Annotated in this window: 15 protein-coding genes; 4 read left to right on the top strand and 11 right to left on the bottom strand. The window is 64.8% G+C overall.

The window, feature by feature from the left end; all coding sequences use genetic code 11:
• The 4 genes from AB0269_RS14430 to AB0269_RS14415 form a co-directional block, all read right to left on the bottom strand.
• Nucleotides 1–744 (bottom strand): TIGR02391 family protein, encoded by a 744-nt coding sequence (locus tag AB0269_RS14430; protein WP_366211944.1) that lies wholly within the window; start codon nucleotides 742–744, stop codon nucleotides 1–3.
• Nucleotides 741–1,940, bottom strand: a complete 1,200-nt coding sequence (locus tag AB0269_RS14425; protein ID WP_366211943.1) for a restriction endonuclease subunit S — start codon at nucleotides 1,938–1,940, stop codon at nucleotides 741–743. Before AB0269_RS14425 ends, AB0269_RS14430 begins: the two co-directional genes overlap by 4 nt.
• A complete protein-coding gene (locus tag AB0269_RS14420; RefSeq protein ID WP_366211942.1) occupies nucleotides 1,937–4,390 on the bottom strand; it encodes an N-6 DNA methylase in 2,454 nt (817 codons plus the stop codon). The genes AB0269_RS14425 and AB0269_RS14420 overlap by 4 nt, the downstream gene beginning before the upstream one ends.
• Nucleotides 4,391–4,588: 198 nt before the next feature.
• Nucleotides 4,589–4,972, bottom strand: coding sequence for a hypothetical protein (locus tag AB0269_RS14415; RefSeq protein WP_366211941.1), 384 nt, complete (start codon nucleotides 4,970–4,972; stop codon nucleotides 4,589–4,591).
• Nucleotides 4,973–5,655: 683 nt separating this feature from the next.
• Between AB0269_RS14415 and AB0269_RS14410 the strand changes: the two genes are divergently transcribed.
• Nucleotides 5,656–5,940 (top strand): helix-turn-helix transcriptional regulator, encoded by a 285-nt coding sequence (locus AB0269_RS14410; RefSeq protein ID WP_366211940.1) that lies wholly within the window; start codon nucleotides 5,656–5,658, stop codon nucleotides 5,938–5,940.
• Here AB0269_RS14410 and AB0269_RS14405 read toward each other — a convergent pair.
• From AB0269_RS14405 to AB0269_RS14385, 5 genes are all read right to left on the bottom strand, one after another.
• Nucleotides 5,851–6,834, bottom strand: coding sequence for a hypothetical protein (locus AB0269_RS14405; protein ID WP_366211957.1), 984 nt, complete (start codon nucleotides 6,832–6,834; stop codon nucleotides 5,851–5,853). The two genes, AB0269_RS14410 and AB0269_RS14405, sit on opposite strands and share 90 nt — an antisense overlap.
• Before the next feature lie 131 nt (nucleotides 6,835–6,965).
• On the bottom strand, nucleotides 6,966–7,865 hold the full coding sequence (locus AB0269_RS14400; protein WP_366211939.1) for a hypothetical protein: 900 nt from the start codon (nucleotides 7,863–7,865) through the stop codon (nucleotides 6,966–6,968).
• Complete coding sequence (locus tag AB0269_RS14395) at nucleotides 7,862–8,890, bottom strand: ATP-binding protein (protein WP_366211938.1); 1,029 nt, start codon at nucleotides 8,888–8,890, stop codon at nucleotides 7,862–7,864. Before AB0269_RS14395 ends, AB0269_RS14400 begins: the two co-directional genes overlap by 4 nt.
• Nucleotides 8,887–10,890 carry a Mu transposase C-terminal domain-containing protein gene (locus tag AB0269_RS14390; RefSeq protein WP_366211937.1) on the bottom strand — a complete coding sequence of 668 codons (2,004 nt, stop codon included), beginning with the start codon at nucleotides 10,888–10,890 and terminating at the stop codon, nucleotides 8,887–8,889. The genes AB0269_RS14395 and AB0269_RS14390 overlap by 4 nt, the downstream gene beginning before the upstream one ends.
• Nucleotides 10,875–11,627, bottom strand: a complete 753-nt coding sequence (locus AB0269_RS14385) for a TnsA-like heteromeric transposase endonuclease subunit (RefSeq protein ID WP_366211936.1) — start codon at nucleotides 11,625–11,627, stop codon at nucleotides 10,875–10,877. Before AB0269_RS14385 ends, AB0269_RS14390 begins: the two co-directional genes overlap by 16 nt.
• 450 nt (nucleotides 11,628–12,077) lie before the next feature.
• Between AB0269_RS14385 and AB0269_RS14380 the strand changes: the two genes are divergently transcribed.
• The 3 genes from AB0269_RS14380 to hrpB all read left to right on the top strand — a co-directional run bounded on the left by AB0269_RS14380 (nucleotide 12,078) and on the right by hrpB (nucleotide 16,985).
• Complete coding sequence (locus AB0269_RS14380) at nucleotides 12,078–12,506, top strand: MarR family winged helix-turn-helix transcriptional regulator (RefSeq protein ID WP_366211935.1); 429 nt, start codon at nucleotides 12,078–12,080, stop codon at nucleotides 12,504–12,506.
• A 100-nt stretch (nucleotides 12,507–12,606) separates the two neighbouring features.
• The gene (locus tag AB0269_RS14375; protein ID WP_366211934.1) at nucleotides 12,607–14,241 is read left to right on the top strand and encodes an SPFH domain-containing protein; all 1,635 of its coding nucleotides are present in this window, start codon (nucleotides 12,607–12,609) and stop codon (nucleotides 14,239–14,241) included.
• Nucleotides 14,242–14,414: 173 nt separating this feature from the next.
• Nucleotides 14,415–16,985, top strand: a complete 2,571-nt coding sequence (gene hrpB / locus AB0269_RS14370) for an ATP-dependent helicase HrpB (protein WP_366211933.1) — start codon at nucleotides 14,415–14,417, stop codon at nucleotides 16,983–16,985.
• Here hrpB and AB0269_RS14365 read toward each other — a convergent pair.
• Together AB0269_RS14365 and AB0269_RS14360 are read right to left on the bottom strand one after the other, a co-directional pair.
• Entirely contained in the window at nucleotides 16,982–17,716 is a 735-nt protein-coding gene (locus AB0269_RS14365; protein ID WP_366211932.1) for an ABC transporter permease, read from the bottom strand. The two genes, hrpB and AB0269_RS14365, sit on opposite strands and share 4 nt — an antisense overlap.
• Entirely contained in the window at nucleotides 17,713–18,498 is a 786-nt protein-coding gene (locus AB0269_RS14360) for an ABC transporter ATP-binding protein (protein WP_366211931.1), read from the bottom strand. Before AB0269_RS14360 ends, AB0269_RS14365 begins: the two co-directional genes overlap by 4 nt.
• Between the last annotated feature and the right edge of the window lie 31 nt (nucleotides 18,499–18,529).

Below are 18,529 nucleotides of genomic sequence, written 5' to 3'. Positions count from 1 at the left end.
TTAATCTCCCGCGTGCTCGACTGATGATTCATCGACCCAGCGAGCGAGCACGCTCAGAGCCGCCAGATACTCGAGCGCCATCTGCTCATCAAGCTCCTGGCCCGCCTCGTGGCTCAGCGGATTGCCGATGCCGGCGAAAACTCCCTCGGCCAGCGCCATCGCACCGCGCTGCACTGACTTGTAGGTGTCGCTGGCATCAGGCGTCATCCGGCGCAGCCGCGCCTTGCGAGGCTCCGCAGGTTTGTCCGTAAAAGCTTCCTGGAAGAGCTTCGTCTCACTTAAGTCGCGTCGACCAACCTTGTTCTGCGTCTCGGCATTGACCTTCTTGACAGCGTCCTCCACCGACGAACGGTAGTGGCCCGACTGCCAGAGGGACGCTGCTCCGCTCCAGATCCACGAGTGCAGGCTGGACGCCGAAATCTCCGGCGCATCATCGCCGAGGTTCGCGCCAACCTCCTCCCGGCGCAGCAATTCCTCCCTTGCACGGATGGCGGCCTCGCGATGGCGGGTCCATCGATTCGATTTCTTCAACTCAATCTCGGTGCGCCATTGAGGCAACACTCGATCCAGGATCTTCTCGACAATCTGTGCTTGTTTCGTAACCTCGGCATCCGGGGCTGCGGTGCTGGACGTGTGCGTAATCACCGTCATCCCACCACCACTCCTGCTGTTGTTGGTCAGCACGGTCTGCTGGATGAACTTGTCCAGTTCCGCCAGCGCCCACTCGGTGTTCAGGCCGCTCATGCTGATACCCCCGACGGCACCAGAAGAGTGCGACCCGTCAGGAGCTCCTGCATCATGCCCTGCTTGATGGCACGAGTGGCTTCGAGTCGGCGTTCGAGGGCGGCAATCTCGGCGTCAGCGTCGCGAATAGTCCTCCCGATCGTGTCTTGTTCGTCTAACGACGGCGCCCAAATCGGTATCGCGCCGACCTTTCGAGCACTGATCTCAAGGAACGTACTTCCTGCAGCCCGTGATTCAAGTTCCGCCGTGTTCTGTTGGATCCAGTAGTAGAGGAACCAGGTCGACCGGCGACTGTTCGGCACAAGTGACGCGAAGCCCTGGTTTGTAGCAACTGGAACGGCCGCCACCGCAGTATGACCGATGCTGGCACGTGACGTCACCAAGACCGTGCCTGCCGGGAGCAGGTTTGCGCCGGAACTCGCCAGCCCGTCCCGGGTGATAGAACGTTCTGACTTCGACACAAGCCCAGCGCCGCTTGCGCCGATTTCAGCTGGCGTGAACCACGGTATCTCGCCACCCCAGTACGCAGGGACACGCGTTGAAGGCGTACCGCCACCGACAGCGCGGGCAAGTGAGCCAATGGTCGATTCGCCCCACTCACCCGAGAACCCAGGCAGTCGCTTCCGGCCGCTCAGCAGCTCCTGCATCATGCCTTGCTTGATGGCCCGCTTCTTGACGATCAGTCGCTCCAGCGCATAAGCCAGAGCAGACACATTGGCAAGCTTGTCAGCTACATCCTCTTGAACGTCGATAGCCGGGAGGTCTAAGGGAAGTCGAGACAGCTGTTGGGCATTGATACCGGGCTGGCCACTGCGCGTGGATTCAGAAGCCACCCAGTTCCAGTACGGCTTCGATTGGAGCACATGGGATAGATATGTCGGATCGAGTCGCTGAGGGTCGGGGCGAATATTGATCAGAAACCCGGCAAATACAAGCTCTCCGTCCTCGTCGCGGTAGCGATATGACTTTCCGACGCTCGCTCCAGTTCGAGCAACTACCAGATCCCCGTCGCTCAGGCAGTAGTTACCGCTGAGAGGCGAATCAACGCTCACGCGCGGGCTTGGACGAAATCGGCCGGCCTCGTCGATATCTGTGATGCGGACATAGGTCGGAAGATCCGACTGGTATGGGACAGCGGCGGCCCCAATGCCATATCGCGGCGGGCGAGCAAGAAAACTCCCAAGCACACTCGTCATCGCTCTACCCCCATGTCCGCCAGATGGACCGTGACCTTCGCGCTCAACATATCTAGCTCGGCTTCGAGGTCGCCCACGGTCTGTTCGTAGCGGCCACCGAGCAGATTCAGACGCTCCACAAGTTTCTGGATCAACGCCGCACGCTCGGCGTTTACACCCCCAGCGATGCGGCCTCCCCACTTGTCGTCGATGACGATGCTCTGCACATCGGCAGTGCCGAGCCGGGTGTATTGCTTGAGCGTCAGCTGGTCCAGGTTGAGCCGGGCATCCTTGGCCGCCTTCTTCGCTGCAGTCTCCGCTTTGAAAAGGCCAGTCACTTGGACAAGTGCCTTGATCTCCTCGCCGTCGACACCTTCAGTCTTGGCGGCCTTGAGCCGGTCGGTCGCGGTCTTGTTGGTGACCTTGCCGTCGTCATCGGTCGCGTCAAACAACAGTCCTTCCTCGACGGCGTGCTCTTCGACGTACTCCTCGATCGCTTGGCCAGCCGCTTCGACAGCTGCGTCCAGCATGTCGAGCTCGACCTGCTCTTCGGCAAAGAAGCGAGCGACGATCAACTCAGGCGGCACCAGGTCCATCACCCAGCGTTGGGCCTTGACGCCGGTTCCGAACGTGATGTGCGCCGACTCGTACTTCGGCTTCTTGTTCTTGTCGTAACCGAGGATGCGGGCTGCGCGCGGCTTCGCTGCGTCATCCCAGCCCTCTCCCATGATGAGGGCCATGTCATCGTGCATGACGTCGTTCCAGTAGCTCATCAGCTGCTCATACACGCCATACTCGTCGAGGAGAGGCTGCGCGCGGAACGCCTCCAGCAGACTGTCGCCCAGCTCGGCAATCAGGTGAGCAGGTCGGGTGGTGTTCGTGATGCCTTGCAATAACGTCCCGTGACCGTTCCACCAGCCGTTGACGGCGTCGTTGGTGTCGCTCACAAACGCTTCGTACTCGGTGGAGCCGGTGATCGTGACCTGGATGTCACCCTTGTCGACAGCCAGTTCGCTGTAGCCGTCGCGCAGCGGCTGGAACAGAGTCCTCCGCAGACTCGGGAAGGCTTCCCAGTACGGCTGGAGGGCGTCGAGGTCGCGGTTCGGGATGCCGCCCTTGAGGTGGGCGTGCAGGTCTTGGATGTCTTCGGGCTCTGAACCGTCGATGTAACGAGGAATGTTGAGGTTGTAGTCGTTCTTCGGGTCGGCGATCTCACTGATCGGCACCATGCGCGAATAGCGCTCGATCTCCTTCTGATTCACGAAGGCGTCGATGATCTGGTGCATGTCCCGCGGGCGGAGACGGTTCTTATTGCCGTCTTTGGTGAAGCCCTTTGAAGCGTCGATCATGAAGATCCCAGTCCGACCTACGGCGTCCTCCTTATCGAGCAAGATGATGCAGGCCGGGATGCCAGTGCCATAGAAGAGGTTCGCCGGCAGACCGATGATCCCCTTGATGTTTCCGCGCTTGATCAGTTCCTTGCGGATGGTTGCCTCAGCATTGCCACGGAAGAGCACGCCGTGCGGCAGGATGACAGCGCCCTTGCCGGTGCTCTTGAGGCTCTTGATCATGTGGAGCAGGAAAGCGTAGTCGCCGTTCTTCTCGGGCGGTCGCCCGTAACCGTCGAATCGGCCGTACTCGTTCTCCAGGCCGTTGTTCCAAGACTTGACGCTGAAGGGCGGGTTGGCGACCAGGTAGTCGAAGGTCTGGAGTTCGTTGCCCTTCAGGAACTGCGGGCTCGTGATCGTGTCGCCCTGCCGAATCTCCGCGGTTCCGTTGCCGTGCAGGTGCATGTTCATCACGGCGAGAGCGCGCGTGGCGTTGTCCTTCTCCTGGCCGTAAATCGTCAAGCCATTCGGTGCGGCGTCGGCCACCTTGAGCAACAAGGAACCAGATCCACAGGTCGGGTCATATACGGTTGCCGACTTCGGCGTGTCCGGCTTGATGCCGATGAGCGCAGCCATCACTCGCGACACCTCGGCTGGCGTATAAAACTGCCCCTTGCTCTTGCCGGATTCGCTGGCGAAGTGACGCATCAGGTATTCGTAGGCGTCGCCCAGCAGGTCATCGCCCTCGGCCCGCGAGCCGGAGAAGTCGAGATCCTGGAAGATGCCGATCAGCTTGGTCAGCCGGTCGACCAGTTCCTTGCCCTTGCCGAGCTTGTCCGGGTCATCGAAGTCGGCGTTGTTGATCACGCCTTGCAGGTCGTTGGCGTCAGCCAGCTTGCGGATGGCGACATTGACCTGCTCGCCAAGATCGGGCTTGCCTTTCATCGCGACCAAGTCATCGAACGAACCGCCGTCGGGCACATCGACATCAGCGTAGGGATCGACCTTCGCCTTGTCCGAGACGTACTTGACGAACAGCAACGTCAGGACGTAGTCCTTGTACTGGCTGGCATCCATGCCACCCCGGAGCTCGTCCGCACCCGCCCACAACGAGCTATACAGGTCTGACTTCTTGAGAGCCATCAGCTGACCCGAGCATTCATACAAGACCGGAAATCGTGAACATTTGTCATCAGGCACTCTCTCTACGACGTTCAGCACGCCCTGCTCTGCCGCCCTTCACACTCTATTGGCGGACGACCTCCAGATCCGCTATGGGGAGCGCGGGAGGGTCTTCTCAACACCAAGCGTTGACAGTGCTGCATCGCTACGCGATCGAGGTCAGCCCGGGGCCGGGTCGACGTCGACGACCTCGTCGTGATGCCGATCGCAGAGGGCAATCACCCACATCCGGATCACATACTGCTTCGCCGGCGCTCCGCACTCCTCGCACGTTTCGATGCTTCGCCACTCCGCCGCGCGGATCGCCGCCTGGAATTCCTCGTTGTAGTCATACGGATCCTCGGACGGCGCGGCATAGAAGCTCAGGGATCCGAACTTCTGCTTGACCTGGTGGATGAGATACCCAGGCGCGATCGTCGCGAGAGTTCGATCGAGTTCCACGAGCAGGTGGTGCCAGCCGGCGGACACGTCGACGAGCGGCGGCCAGCCGGGCGCGAACCGAGCGACGATGCGCCGTAGTTCTGGAGGATATTCCTCGTGCATGGTCACCTCGCTGCTCGATGGGGTGATCCCCTATCAATAGCCGCTACTCCTGACACATCGGCTTCGTCTTGGATGCCGGGCCCGCGCGCCGCCGCAAGGTCCCGTTGGCGCCGACGTGACCGCTTGCGGAACTCACGGCCGACACGAAGACTCCGCATCACACCCTTGTCAAAGCTGATCATGCCGCGCCGTCGCCAGTCGATCGTCGCGTGGGCGCGGAATCCTGAGATCGCAAGGCGTCGCTCGTCCGGCTGGAGGTTGTCCGGGAACGGCCCCGGCAGTCCGCCCGAATCCGGGAGGAGAAACGCGAAGAGTTCGGAGAACGTCGGGCCGGCACCCGTGCGTCTGCGTGTCTGTGCGATGCACACCGCGGCCGCCAGCGCCCACTCGTCCGCAGTGTCCTCGCCCGTGAGTTCTTCGAAAACGTAGGCCCACTCAGCAGGTGGCGGCGTCGCAATTCCTCGCCACCAGATCGGGTAAGCCTCATGCATCTCAGCCATCGCCTTCGCGGTCGCACACGCGAGCCGTTCCCGTAACGCGACCGTCTGAAGTCGGGATCGGCAGCACACGTGCAGAGGAGAGCGGAACGATCCGGTGAAGTCGATGATTGTTTCGTATGGCCTCCCGAATTATGCCATACGGATTAGGCCATACGCGGACACCACAGTCACGACGCTTGAGACGTGCGGCAGCGGAACGATGACCTCGAAGCGGAGTGGGCGGCATTCGCCCAGCGTTTCGCGACTTCGCTCCGCACTGCTCGCGACAACGCCCACCTAAGCCAAGAGGACGTGGCCTACCGCGCCGGCCTGACACGCTACACGTACCAGAAGTACGAGAAGGGCGAATCGCGGCCCGGCCATCCTGCCAATCCCACGCTACGCACGCTCCTGGCCCTCGCTCAGGTGCTCGGCGTCACGTTGCATGACTTGATCCCGGACGATGCGCCCGATCTGCGGAGCCGTTGACTGAGCAGAATTGACCACCGGGTTCCACGGCCCGTTGTCCGCCCACCCCGGCACGATTCGTCGAGAAACAACACGGGAGGATGGCGCTCCACGCACCGCGCGGTTACCGAATGTATCCCGACGGCCGGAGCGGGTGACGTGGCGAAGGAACACCGCCTTGGCTCGGAAGGACGCCTCCGCGATAGCCTTTTCAAACGGCGCTCTGCTGATCGTTGCCTTGTTTGACTTGGGCATCCGGAGCGCCTCGTACATGGCTGCACGATGCACCCTGATCACACGGATTGCCGTGTCTTCCAGTTCCGACGTCCTGCTCCCCTTCCCCGCGCCGACCACTAGTCCGATCAGCCCCTCCACCTGCCGACGTTGACTTTCGGCAAGTGCCGCCAGTGCGAGGGCGACATCGGGATGGGTCAGCGTCACGAGAAGTTGTACGACTGCGCTGTACGAGCGCCAGGTCGGGCGCCGTGCTTCCGAGGGTTGTTCTCGCCAACTGTCAAGGAGGAGCCGGGTTGCAAGATCGAACTCGCCAGTGTGCAGCGTCACCCCACGACTCCAGAGCAACCCCGAAAGCGCCTGCTCAGCACGAAGGAGGTCGTCCGCATCGCCCACGAGTGAATCAACGTGGCGAGAATGCCAACGACGGTGACGGATGCAGAACCATCCGCCTCTGGAGAACACTTCGGTCGTGCTGCCATCGCTGCACACGAGGCAAGCGGCGCGCGCACGATCGACGACATTGCAGATGGCGCAACGCCGCAGAGCCCATCCCGTGTGATGGCATCTGCGATACAGACGATGCCTCGCCCGGTCCTGATCGAAGAACCCCGCACGTAGCCCACCGAGCGATTCGACTGCCGCGGTGAAGCGACGATCCGACGTTCCGATGGTTTTCACGCCAAACTCGTGCGACACATGGCGAGTAAGAGCATCAATGTCCAGCGCGTTATGTTCCGCAAGCCGGTTGAAGAATCCCGTCGGCGTCTCACCGGGTATCGGGTCTACACGACACGGGAGGGCACGCATCACTATCTCGCGACCGGCTCCACGCGATGGTGGAGCAGGTGCGCCCGGATCGTCTTCGCTCGATCAAGCATCCTTTGAGCTGATGGCGTGAGCGTCCGGCCCCCTTGGATGGGCACTACGCACGTTCCGATCCGAAGCTCGCGTCCTTGAAGTTGTAACCCATCGAGCACGCCCAAGGCGGCTCGATGCCCCATCGCATGCGCCGTCACGATCTGGTCCAAGATCATCGCCAGCGCATATGTGCCGACGGTCGGAACCATCAGGATGTTGACGAGGCGGGAGTCCGTCAGCAGAGCTGTTAGCCTCACGCGCCGAGAGAAGAAGCGAACTTCATCCTCGTTGACGCCTTCAACGCCATCGCCAGGGCTGTGCAGAGTGAGGAGCTCCGCCGCCGCTCTGACCTCGGGAGACCGATAGTGCACGCCGCGTGCGGCGAGCGGACCGTTGAGAACTCGTTGCGCAGCCAGGTGATCCGGTCGCGCGATGACGTCTACGTCGTCAGGGTTACTGCACCAGCGTCGATGGCGCAGGCAGACGGGCCCGTGCATCCGCGCCACGACGATCCGGTGACCGGAAGCGCAACGCTTGCACAAGACGACGGGAGGAGGGATCAACCGACAGGTTGGGCACTCTACTTGCCGAGTCGCGCCGCCATGGCCGCACGCAAGCCCACCGGTGTCATGGAGCAGCGCACCAGTCGCGAGTCCACCGAGAAGCTCGATGTACGCGAGTGCACTCCTGGGCGTCACTCGGATCGGGAGCGCGCGATCTCGCTTGCGCAGCGCAAGCCACAGGTCTTTCTCGGCGATCGCGTTGACTGCACACAGCCGAGACCAGTAGCTGGCCGGAGTCTCTCCGGGATAAAGGCTGAGGCCGATCGGGAGTGACGAGAGCATGATCACGCCGCATTCGTGCGAGCGCGTGTCCGTCGCGGAATGGTGCCAAGACCTTTCGCCAACTCTTGGCGACGTCCGAGGTCCCGCTCGAAAGAGCTGAGATCCAGCTTCTCCGTTCCGTCCTCGATGGCGCGGAGCGCCGCGAATTGGAGGAGATCCTTGAGCAGTCCTATCTCCCCGCCGGTCAACGCGTGGAGAGTAGCCGCCGCGGGGAGGATGGACCCCGCGGTCTGCTCAGCGAGGCAGAGCGAATTCTCCAATGCAAGCAACAGATCTCCCCAACGGGCTTTCTCCACGGTGTTACTCAAGGGGAAGGGGACTGCGACGTGCACTTCGAAGCGCTTCCCGATCTGACCGCCACGCTCACCGTCCAAGAGACCCGTACTCTCCACGGCGATCCCGGCGTACACGAACGTGCCACCGCATCGTTCCGAGAGTTGTTTGAGCATGTCCGACGCTTCGATGTTCTGCCGGTATTTCAAGTCCAGGTGGTGCACATCGTCGATCAAGACCAATTCCGTGGAGCACCGCCGCAGCGCATTCGCGACCATGTCGAGCAGATCCCCATATGTCATGCGGTTGAGCACCGGTAGCCCCAGGAATCTCGCGAACTCATGCATCAAGGCTTTCGCGGAGCACTGCGCCGGCACCGCAACGTACACGACAGGGATCTTGCCCCGCCCTGCCGCCGGATGCTGCGTCTCTCGCCTGCGCCGTTCATGAGCCTTGCCCACCTCGACGAGAGACGTGGTCTTGCCTTGCCCCGGCTCACCCGACAGGATCAGGCCCAGCTTCCCCACACGACGGTAGGCATTGAGCATGACGCGGTCGCGTACCGCCGCCTGGAAGGCTTGGAAATGCGGGGTCCGCACGAACGCACCCGCCTGTGAGAACTGGGCGCGACCTTGGTTGTACAACGCGCGCTCTCCAAAGCTCATCGCTCGAAGCTCCCGTGCTGTGACTGGCACAGGACGCTCGTAGACGGTGTTGACGTGCTCCCGCCAGCCTTCTTTCGTGCTGATCTCGGTCATTCGGTGATCCTTCGCCGTGTCTCCTCCAGCGAGTCGCCGATGAAGGGAAAACCGCCGGTGTTGGGCCATTCCTCGAGGTACTCGACTTCAGCCGCATCGGCTTGCACTCGATCTGAGGACTCCGCAGAATCAACGCTCTTCACGCTTGTGAAGTTCATCGGATCGTCAGCCACGGCTTTTACCCGAGCTCGTTGCCTTGCGTTCTTCGTCTGCTTGCGGCTCCGGGTGCCATGGTTCCCCTGTCCAGCGAACGCCTTGATCGCATCCGAGAGCTCCTGCCTCTCAGCATCAATCGCCGCATCACGCGTGCCGTGCTGCGTACGGGCGTATCGCCATACGTCACCGAGCATCGGGAGCTCATGGACCTGATTCGACCAACGCAGCGGTATGAACTCACCCTCGTGCTCGAGCCAGACGACATGCATATTGTAGGGATCCACGCGAATCGGCCATCGGCCGTTTCGCGCCTTGTCGTCGGACCTGCGTTGCCAGAGCCCCTTCAGCCGCGCTGAGTTGTAGACGCGATGATGAATGCGCACGCCGTAACGGTTGAGCACTCGGTGCTGGACCGGAAGAAGCGCAATGTAGTCCTCGCGCGTCAGCGGGACATGGATCTCGGGGACATAGGCACGAAAAGCCCGACACATCTCATTCGGGGACAGCTTGATCCGGGGATACAGCGGGTCTCGAAGGCCGTCGTGCGGACGATTCTGCCATTCGACTGCGATCCAGTCTTCGATCAGTTCCTGAGCCTGTGCGATCGTCAATAGTTGCTCGGAGTCTGCCGTTGCATCCCGTCCTCGATGTTCAACACTTCTGCCTACGTAGCCTTTGACATGCTGCAGGAGCATAGAGTTGATCGCTCCGAACGCACGCTCCACGTGAGGCTTGTCGGTCGGAGTGTGCGGCGCGGATGTGATCAGCGAGATCTGCAAAGCTTCGCACGCGGCACGGAAGTGCTGAGACAGGTAGTTGCGCCCTCGATCCGTCGTAATCGTGTCGGGGAACACGTACGGTTGCGCGAGCCTGAGTCGTTCAAAGCGCTCCTGCTCGATGAGCCGATCGTCGGCCCATGCCGTCGAGATCAGTTGACGAGTTTCCCGCGCGCCTTCCAGCCGACGGCCGTACGGCACGAGGGCTCGGGCCAGGACCGCCACCAGATCCACGCTCTTCGTGCCCTCAGGACGCAACAAGGCTGCCAGAATCGAGCGAGTCGCGACGTCGATCAGAATGGTTAGCTCGGGCCGCCCGACCGTCTCCTCGTCGATCCGCATCATCACATCTATGCGTGTCGAGTCCATTTCGACGAGTTCCCCGGGCCGCAGCGCCACGTGCGTACCAAACGGACGGTCAGGTCGAAGTGCCAGGGATTCGCGGGTCCGCGCGGATCCGAAGGTAAACCTGCCATTTTCTTCGGCCTCCAGCAGACGATAGAACGTAGCCTGGCTCGGCAACTTCACCGAGTCACCATAGAGCTGTCTGATTCTCCGTTCGACTTGCTCGATTACTGTGGATCGATTGACGGTCGAGGCCCGACTCCTGCCGCCCAGCACGTGCCCGATCGCTTCAGTAATACGCGGGTCCCACGTAGTTTTTCGTGGCGCGCGAGGCGATTCAGGAAGGGCTCCCTGTTCCCGGAAGCGCTTCAGTCGACGTTCGACGTTTCGGGTCGAGACGGGCCGGCCCAGGCGTGCCGATAACCATGCGGTCTCGGTTGCCACGGCCTTCCCTACCCCGACTTCTTCCCGCGCAGCCTCGATTCGGATACATGACTGAAGCCAGGGGTCCATGTCTGGCTCGATATCCTCCAGTTGCGGTGTGAAGCGCCGGAGGTTGATGTCATTGTCCGGCGCACGCTCCGCTTCGCACGTGAGCTCGTCCAGGTCAACTTCGAGCTCAGCTCCGTCGTCGTCTCTCAGCATCGCCGAGCTCTGGTTGATCACGACAACTTTGTACTTCCGCGTACGCCAGATCAGCGCCCCACCTACTGCAACGCGCATGATGCGCTCCTTTCCCACACGAGCGTGCTCAGGCCTAGAGGTTGGTCAAGATCTGTCTCAAGCGACCCTGACCAAAGCCGTGCGTAACAGTGGGCATACCCGTCGGCGCCGACGCCGTACACCGCTGCGGCTTCGGCGAGTGCCTGCCTGCCTGCTGGGAGCGATGGCAGTTCGTCGCCATCGCCCCAGTTTCTAAACGGAGCCAGGAATCGCAGATTCGCCATGCGAACTTGTGATTCCGCGTCGTAGACGACGTACCACCACCCTCGATCGGCCGCGAAGCGCGCTGTCGTGTCGAACTGTTCTCGGACATCGTCATCGATGTGCGCGGCGGGTTTGACATCGATGAGCACGGCTTGACCGCCCTCGAGACGCACAAAGTAGTCAGGTGCGTGCTCCCGCTGACCCGTGGGTAGCACCCACCGGATCCACATCGGCTGGCTTGCCACGGCAACAACGCCCGGGGTCCGATCGAGCTCAATCAGGAATGCCCGCTCCGTCAGCGATTCAAAGCCGACCGTCGTGCCCAGCGCACCCATCCAGTGGTAGCCGTCGTAGTGCCGCTTCAGCCGCCAGTTCGGGAAGGTGCGCACAGGGTCGCATTGCTCGAACGGGATGTCACCGCAGTCGACAGCATCCGCTTCCAGCCGGACCCCGGCCAGACGATATTCAACACGAGACCGCGCTGCGCCCGCCGCGGACGAGGCGGGTGCGTGCCACTGCTGAGTCAGGTCCATAGGGATCCAATCGACATCGACGGATACGTCCTATTCGGCAGTCAGCCTCTCTCCTGAGGAGTGGTTCTGGCCTATGTCCTGAGCCCTGACAATTTGATCCCCCGATGAGGGAGACCGACTCACGAGCAGGCTACGTCTCTTGCCGTGGCAGGACAGTCGCCACGCCGACGCTTCCGACAAGCTTCGTGAGAATCCGACACCTTCGTGAGAAGCTCCGACAGGCTTCGTGAGAATCCGACAGGTTTCGTGAGAACGGACAGCTCTAGCGTCGCCCAGAATCTTCGTGATCAAACCGTTGCATTCGTTACCTCGCCGTTATAGAGTGATCGCACGGTGAATGTTTGCTGTGGCATCCACCGCATGTGATTGCAGGACACTCTTGGTGCAAGGGACAAGGGCCGGTCGGGAGCCTCTCCGACCGGCCCTTCACCGTTCCGTTACTCTGTATCCATGTCAGACCGGAAGCTCGCGCTCGAAGCGTGGGAGGGCCTGTTCCGCGCCCAGCATGAACTCTTCGAAGCGATGAGCGCCGACTTCGTGGGCACCCCGATAACGCAGGCCGAGTACGACGTGCTCCTCACGGTGACGCGAGCACCGGACATGACCGCGCGCCTGCGCGACGTCACGACGCACATGCTCATCAGCCAGCCGAGCGTCTCGCGCCTGGTCGACCGGATGGTCGCCCGCGGACTGCTCACCAAGACCGGCGACCCGTCCGACGGCCGCGGCGCCGTCCTGAAGGCGACGGATGCCGGGGCGCGAGGCTTCCGCGAGGTCGCCACCGTGCACAGCCGCTCGATCGTCGACCGCATGTCAGCGCTCGACGAGGACGAGCTCCGTCAGTTGCGCGCGCTGACCGACAAGCTGCGCGGGCACTGAGTCCACTGCATCCGACCCTGCCCTGACGCGATACATGCCGTTTCTGGCATAGTCGGGGGTGCGTGCTCCGTTCGGAGCGCACTCACAAGGGGGTAGTCACATGGAGATCGCCGGACTCGTCGGCATTCTGGTTCTCGTCGGCATAGCGGTCGTCGTCCTGATCGTGATCGGTCTGGTGGTCCTGCTGTTCGCCCGGAGCTGGATCAAGGTCGCCCGGGCCGACGAGGCGCTGGTCATCTCGGGTCGCAAGCAGAAGGTGCAGCGTGCGATCGTCAGCGCCGACGGTACGAGCAGTTCCGAGATCGTCGACTCCCCCGTGACCGTGATCGTCAACGGCAAATCGCTCGTCAACCCGATCACCCAGCGCCACGAGATCATCTCGCTGCGTTCGCGGCAGGTGTCGCTGAACGCCGAGGCGCAGTCGCTCGACAGCGTCACGCTCAACGTCGATGGCGTCGCGATCGTGAAGATCGGATCCGACCCTCTCTACGTGCGCCGGGCTGCTGAGCGCTTCGCGTCGCAGGACAAGGCCATCGAGCAGTTCACCACCGAGCAGCTCGAAGGAGCGTTGCGCGGCATCGTCGCGACCCTGTCGGTCGTCGAGCTCATGCGCGAGCGCAAGAAGTTCTCGGACCAGATCGCCGCGGACGTCTCGCAGGAGCTCGCCGAGCAGGGCCTCATCCTCGACTCGTTCCAGATCAAGGGCATCACCGACAAGGTCGGGTACATCCAGTCACTCGGTGCCCCCGAGATCCAGTCGAAGCGTCAGGCCGCCGAGATCTCGCAGACCAATGCCGACCGCGCGATCAACCAGAAGAACATCGCCAACCAAGAGTCGAACCTGGTCGAGCAGACCGCGCTCGACACGAACACGGCCAACGCGAACGCCGGCATCGGCCGTGCCCGCGCCGAGGCCGAGCAGGCCGAGCACCTCGCCCGCGCCCAGGCCGAACAGGCCGTCCTGCAGCAGCAGGCCGAGAACCGTCAGGCTCAGCTGGACGCCGACGTCAAGCGCGTCGCCGATGCCCAGCGCTACGAGGCCGAGACGCGCGCACAGGCCGACCTGTACACGCGTGAGCGCGCCGCGGAGGCCGCCGCGATCGAGCAGGTCAAGCAGGCCGAGGCCCGCACCCGCATCGCCGAGCAGCAGGCCGAGGCCGACCGCGCCCGCGCCGCCGGTGAGGCGGCGGCCGCCGAAGCCAAGGCCACCGGTGAGGCGAACGCGCTGCGCGCCCTCGCGGACGCCGAGGCCGAAGCACGACGTCTGCGCGCCAGCGCCGAAGCCGACGCCATCCGCGCCGAGGGCGAGGCCCGCGCCGCCGCCGTCGAGGCCGAGGCCAAGGCCATCGCGTCGAACCAGGAGGCGTTCCTCTCGCAGCGCGTGCTCGAGGTGCTGCCGACGGTCATGGGCGAGTTCGCCAAGGGCTACGCGGCGATCGGCAGCGTCTCGATCATCGGCGGCAGCGGCGAGGACGGCGCATCGAACGTCGTCGGCGCCGACAGCGCCAAGGCGATGAAGTCGGTGTTCGACAGCGTGAGTTCGGCGACCGGCCTCGACCTCGCCGCGATCATCCAGGGCCAGGCCGTCGGACGAGGCATCGGTGAGAGTCTCGCGAACGCCCAGGCCGCGAACAGCCCCGCCCCCGCTGCGACGGCGCCGGAGACTCCGCGCACGCGGGCTGCGGCGACGGATGCCGGAGTGCAGGACGCCGGCGACGAGGCGGCACCGGAGTAAGGCTTCGACTCCCTCCGGTCGCTCAGCCCGTTTCGTCTCGCTGCGCTCGCTCAGCGCCCCGCGAATGTGTGTCTGCGGGTCGTTGAGCGAAGCGGCCGCAGGCCGCGCAGACGAAAACGGGCTGAGCGCAGTCGCGAAGCGACGGAGCCGAAGCCGCGCGAGATGATGGAACCGTGAAGACCGCGCCGTTCGACCTCGCCCGCATCGGCGACGGCCTGGCGTTCGCGGCAGCGGTCGGCGACCTCGACGCAGCACTCGATCGCAGCGACGGCGCCGTCGTCAGCGCCCCGCCCGGCACGGGCAAGACCACGCTCGTGCCGCCGAGCCTCGCGAACCGCGTCACCGGCCGTGTGATCGTCACGCAACCACGCCGTGTCACCGCCCGCGCCGCTGCCCGCAGACTCTCCCGGCTCGACGGCACACCGCTCGGTACCCGCGTCGGCTTCACCGTCCGCGGCGAGCGCGAGGTCGACGACCAGACGCGGATCGAGTTCGTCACCGCCGGGGTGCTGCTGCGCCGGCTCCTGCACGATCCCGCCCTCGACGGCGTCGGCGCGGTCGTGATCGACGAGGTCCACGAGCGCGCGCTCGAGACCGACCTGCTGATCGGACTCCTCGGCGAAGTGCGCGAGCTTCGCGAAGATCTCGTCCTCGTCGCCATGTCGGCGACGCTCGATGCGGACCGCGTCGCCGCGGTGATCGGGTCGGATGCGAGACCGGCTCCCATCGTCACGCAGACCGTGCCGCAGCATCCGCTCGAAGAACGCTGGGCGCCGAGCACGAGCCGGCGGCTGGACGACCGCGGGGTCACGCGCGACTTCCTCGCTCATGTCGCGGGCGTCACATCATCCGCGGCTCGAGCGCTTCGGGCGAGCGACCCGGCCGCCGACGTGCTGGTGTTCGCGCCCGGCGCATGGGAGGTCTCCGTCATCGCCGACCACCTCCGCCGCGATGCCACGGAGTTCGACGTCCGCGAGCTGCACGGCCGGTTGCCCGCTCGCGAACAGGATGCCGTGATCAGCGGCCGCGCGTCCGCGGGTCCGCCGCGCATCATCGTCACGACATCGCTGGCCGAATCATCGCTCACCGTCCCCGGCGTGCGGCTCGTCATCGACACCGGCCTGTCGCGGTACCCGCAGCGCGACGCCGCTCGCGGCATGACCGGTCTCGTCACAGGCCAGACCTCGCGGGCTTCGATGATCCAGCGTGCCGGACGCGCCACCCGCCTGGGTCCGGGAACGGTCATCCGCTGCGTCGACGAGCGCACGTTCGCTGCGGCACCCACCCGCCCCGCCCCCGAGATCGCGACGACCGACCTCGCCGACGCAGCACTCCTTCTCGCATGCTGGGGCACGCCGGGTGGCGCGGGGCTCCGGCTGCTCGACCCGCTCCCGGCGGACAGCCTGACCGACGCTGTGGCCGCACTGCGCAGCATCGGCGCACTCGACGAAAAGGGCCGGGCGACGGATGCGGGGCGCGAACTCGCCCGCATCCCCACCGATCCGCGGCTGGCCCGCGCGCTGCGCGACGGTGCTCCGCTGGTCGGGGCGCGGTTCGCGGCAGAGGTCGTCGCGCTGATCGGCGGGGACATCCGCATCGCCGACGGCGACATCGCCGCCTCGCTGCTCGCGCTCCGCACACGTCGAGCACCGGACACGCGTCGCTGGACGCAGGAGGTCGCCAGGCTCCTCCGCAACGCCTCGTTCGCGAACGCGGAACAGACCGGGTCGAGTACGGAGGACGTCGGCCTCGTCGTCGCGCTCGCTTTCCCCGAGCGCATTGCGCGGCGGATGGATCGTGCGAAGAGCGGAGCGACCTTTCTGCTGGCATCCGGCACGCGCGCCGGCATCACCGGTCCACTCGCGGATGCGCCGTGGCTCGCCGTGGCCGATATCACCCGTGCGCGGGGCAGGGCGGCCGCAGACACGGGAGCGGTCATCCGCTCCGCTGCGGCGATCTCCGAGGAGCAGATCGAGCACGCGGCCAGTCACCTGAGCACCGACCGCGTCGAGGTCGAGTTCGCCGATGGTCGCGTCATCGCGCGCCGTGAACGTCGCATCGGCGCGATCGTGCGATCATCGGTCCCCCTGCGCGCACAGGCCGACGGCGGCGGGCACGACGCCGTGCGTCGTGCCGTGACCCGGAACGGTCTCGAACTCTTCACCTGGTCGGATGCCGCAGGCGACCTGCGCCGGCGTCTCGCGCTGCTGCACCTCGAGCTCGGGATGCCGTGGCCCGACGTGTCCGATGCGGCGCTGCTCGATCGGCTGGACGACTGGTTGGGTCCGGAACTGGACGCCCTCGCCGGCGGCCGCCCTGCCGCCAGGATCGATCTCGCGCCGGCGCTTCGTCGCCTGCTGCCCTGGCCGGCCGCGACAGATTTCGACACGCTCGCGCCGGAGCGTCTCGAGGTGCCGAGCGGATCGCGAGTCCGCATCGCCTATCCGCCGCTCGACGACCCGACCGCGCGGCCGGTGGTCGCGGTGAAGCTGCAGGAGTGCTTCGGGTGGGCGCAGACGCCGCGATTGGTCGGTGGGCGCGTGCCCGTGCTGTTCCACCTGCTCTCTCCTGCCGGCAGGCCTCTCGCCGTCACGGACGATCTCGCCTCGTTCTGGTCGGGGCCGTACGCGCAGGTCCGCGCCGAGATGCGCGGGCGGTACCCGAAGCATCCGTGGCCGGAGGACCCGTGGGCGGCTGCACCGACCCGGCATACGAAGAAACGAGCGACGGGTGGCCAGAGCTAACGGGTCCGCCGGCGGAGCGTCAGCGAGGCGAGCAGCAGCGCGCCGACCAGGAAGGCGGCGACGACCAACAGGGGCCTGTAGACGTCCCATCCCTCGTCGCCCGCCGCGACCGCGCCGATCGCGTCGATCGCGTAGCTCAGCGGCAACCAGTCCGAGATCGCGTGCAGCACATCGGGCATCTGATCGCGCGGCATGAACAGTCCACCGAGGATGATCTGCGGGAACACGAGCAGCGGCATGAACTGCACGGCCTGGAACTCCGTCTGCGCGAAGGCGCTCGCGAGCAGTCCGAGCGCTGTGCCGAGCAGGGCGTCGACGACCGCGACGAGACCGAGCTGCCAGAGCGGCCCGTCCACGTCGAGCCCGCACACCCAGACGGCGAAGGTCACGGTGATGACAGCCTGCAGCAGCGCCATCAGCCCGAACGCGAGCGCGTAGCCGAGGATGAAGTCGGGCTTGCCCAGCGGTGTCGTCATGAGCCGTTCGAGCGTGCCGGATCGCCGCTCGCGCAGTGTCGTGATCGAGGTGATGAGGAACATCACGATGAACGGGAAGAGCGCGAGGATCGCGCCGCCGAACTGATCGAACACGCCCTCCTTGTCGCTGAACAGCCAGGCGAACAGCCCGACGAGCAGGCTCGGCGCGATGAGCATGAGCGCGATCGAGCGCGGGTCGTGCCGCAGCTGCGCGAGCACACGTCCGGCGGTGGCGAAGGTGCGGCGGATGCTCATTCCCCTGCCTCCTGTTCGCGGGCGTCCTGCTCGCGGGCCTCGCGCCGGGACCGCGGTGCCGAGTCCGATCGATCCCGCTCGATGAGGGCGAGGAATGCCGCCTCGGCATCCGTCGTGCCGGTCTCCTCGAGAAGCGATGCGGGGGTCGTGTCGGCGATGATCCGCCCCTCGCGCATGAGCAGCAGCCGGTCGCATCGCTGCGCCTCGTCCATGACATGGCTCGACACGATCATGGTCACACCGCGGTCGGCGAGCTCGCGGAACAGCTGCCACAGCTCGGAGCGCAGCACGGGGTCCAGGCCCACGGTCGGCTCGTCGAGCACGACGAGCTCGGGGGCACCGATCAGCGCCATCCCGAGCGAGACCCGCGTGCTCTGCCCACCGCTCAGGCTCTCGACCAGCTGCCCGGCCTGGGCGCGCAGCCCGACCTCGTCGATCACCCGGTCGACATCGCCCTTCGGCGCGTTCAGAAGGGATGCCGCGTACGCGAGGTTCTGCCGGACGCTCAGATCCCCGTAGACCGCAGCGCCCTGAGTGCCGTACGCGACCCGATGCCGCAGCTGCCGCGAGCCCCCGGGCTCGCCGAGGACCGTGACCGTGCCGGACGCGACCTTCTGCACGCCGACGATCGACCGCATGAGCGTGGTCTTGCCGCACCCCGACGGCCCGAGCAGGCCCGTGATCTGTCCGCGAGGAATCGTCAGATCGACGCCGTCGAACACGCGCACCGATCCTCGGCGCACGTGCAGCCGGTCGATCTCGACCGCGGCATTATTCATCATGTGATGAATTATTGATCCGCGCCCGTCCCGC

Origin of the sequence: Microbacterium sp. NPDC077644 (genome assembly GCF_040702785.1) — a bacterium.
In the GTDB taxonomy this organism is placed as follows: Bacteria; Actinomycetota; Actinomycetes; order Actinomycetales; family Microbacteriaceae; genus Microbacterium.
Note: the sequence above shows the minus strand (reverse complement) of the source record. Positions and strands in the feature narration are given on the sequence as shown.

Coding starts and splice junctions, on each gene's coding strand:
- AB0269_RS14430 (WP_366211944.1), bottom strand. CDS start 744: ATGAGCGGCCTGAACACCGAGTGGGCGCTGGCGGAACTGGACAAGTTC.
- AB0269_RS14425 (WP_366211943.1), bottom strand. CDS start 1,940: ATGACGAGTGTGCTTGGGAGTTTTCTTGCTCGCCCGCCGCGATATGGC.
- AB0269_RS14420 (WP_366211942.1), bottom strand. CDS start 4,390: ATGGCTCTCAAGAAGTCAGACCTGTATAGCTCGTTGTGGGCGGGTGCG.
- AB0269_RS14415 (WP_366211941.1), bottom strand. CDS start 4,972: ATGCACGAGGAATATCCTCCAGAACTACGGCGCATCGTCGCTCGGTTC.
- AB0269_RS14395 (WP_366211938.1), bottom strand. CDS start 8,890: ATGACCGAGATCAGCACGAAAGAAGGCTGGCGGGAGCACGTCAACACC.
- AB0269_RS14390 (WP_366211937.1), bottom strand. CDS start 10,890: ATGCGCGTTGCAGTAGGTGGGGCGCTGATCTGGCGTACGCGGAAGTAC.
- AB0269_RS14385 (WP_366211936.1), bottom strand. CDS start 11,627: ATGGACCTGACTCAGCAGTGGCACGCACCCGCCTCGTCCGCGGCGGGC.
- AB0269_RS14380 (WP_366211935.1), top strand. CDS start 12,078: ATGTCAGACCGGAAGCTCGCGCTCGAAGCGTGGGAGGGCCTGTTCCGC.
- AB0269_RS14375 (WP_366211934.1), top strand. CDS start 12,607: ATGGAGATCGCCGGACTCGTCGGCATTCTGGTTCTCGTCGGCATAGCG.
- AB0269_RS14365 (WP_366211932.1), bottom strand. CDS start 17,716: ATGAGCATCCGCCGCACCTTCGCCACCGCCGGACGTGTGCTCGCGCAG.
- AB0269_RS14360 (WP_366211931.1), bottom strand. CDS start 18,498: ATGATGAATAATGCCGCGGTCGAGATCGACCGGCTGCACGTGCGCCGA.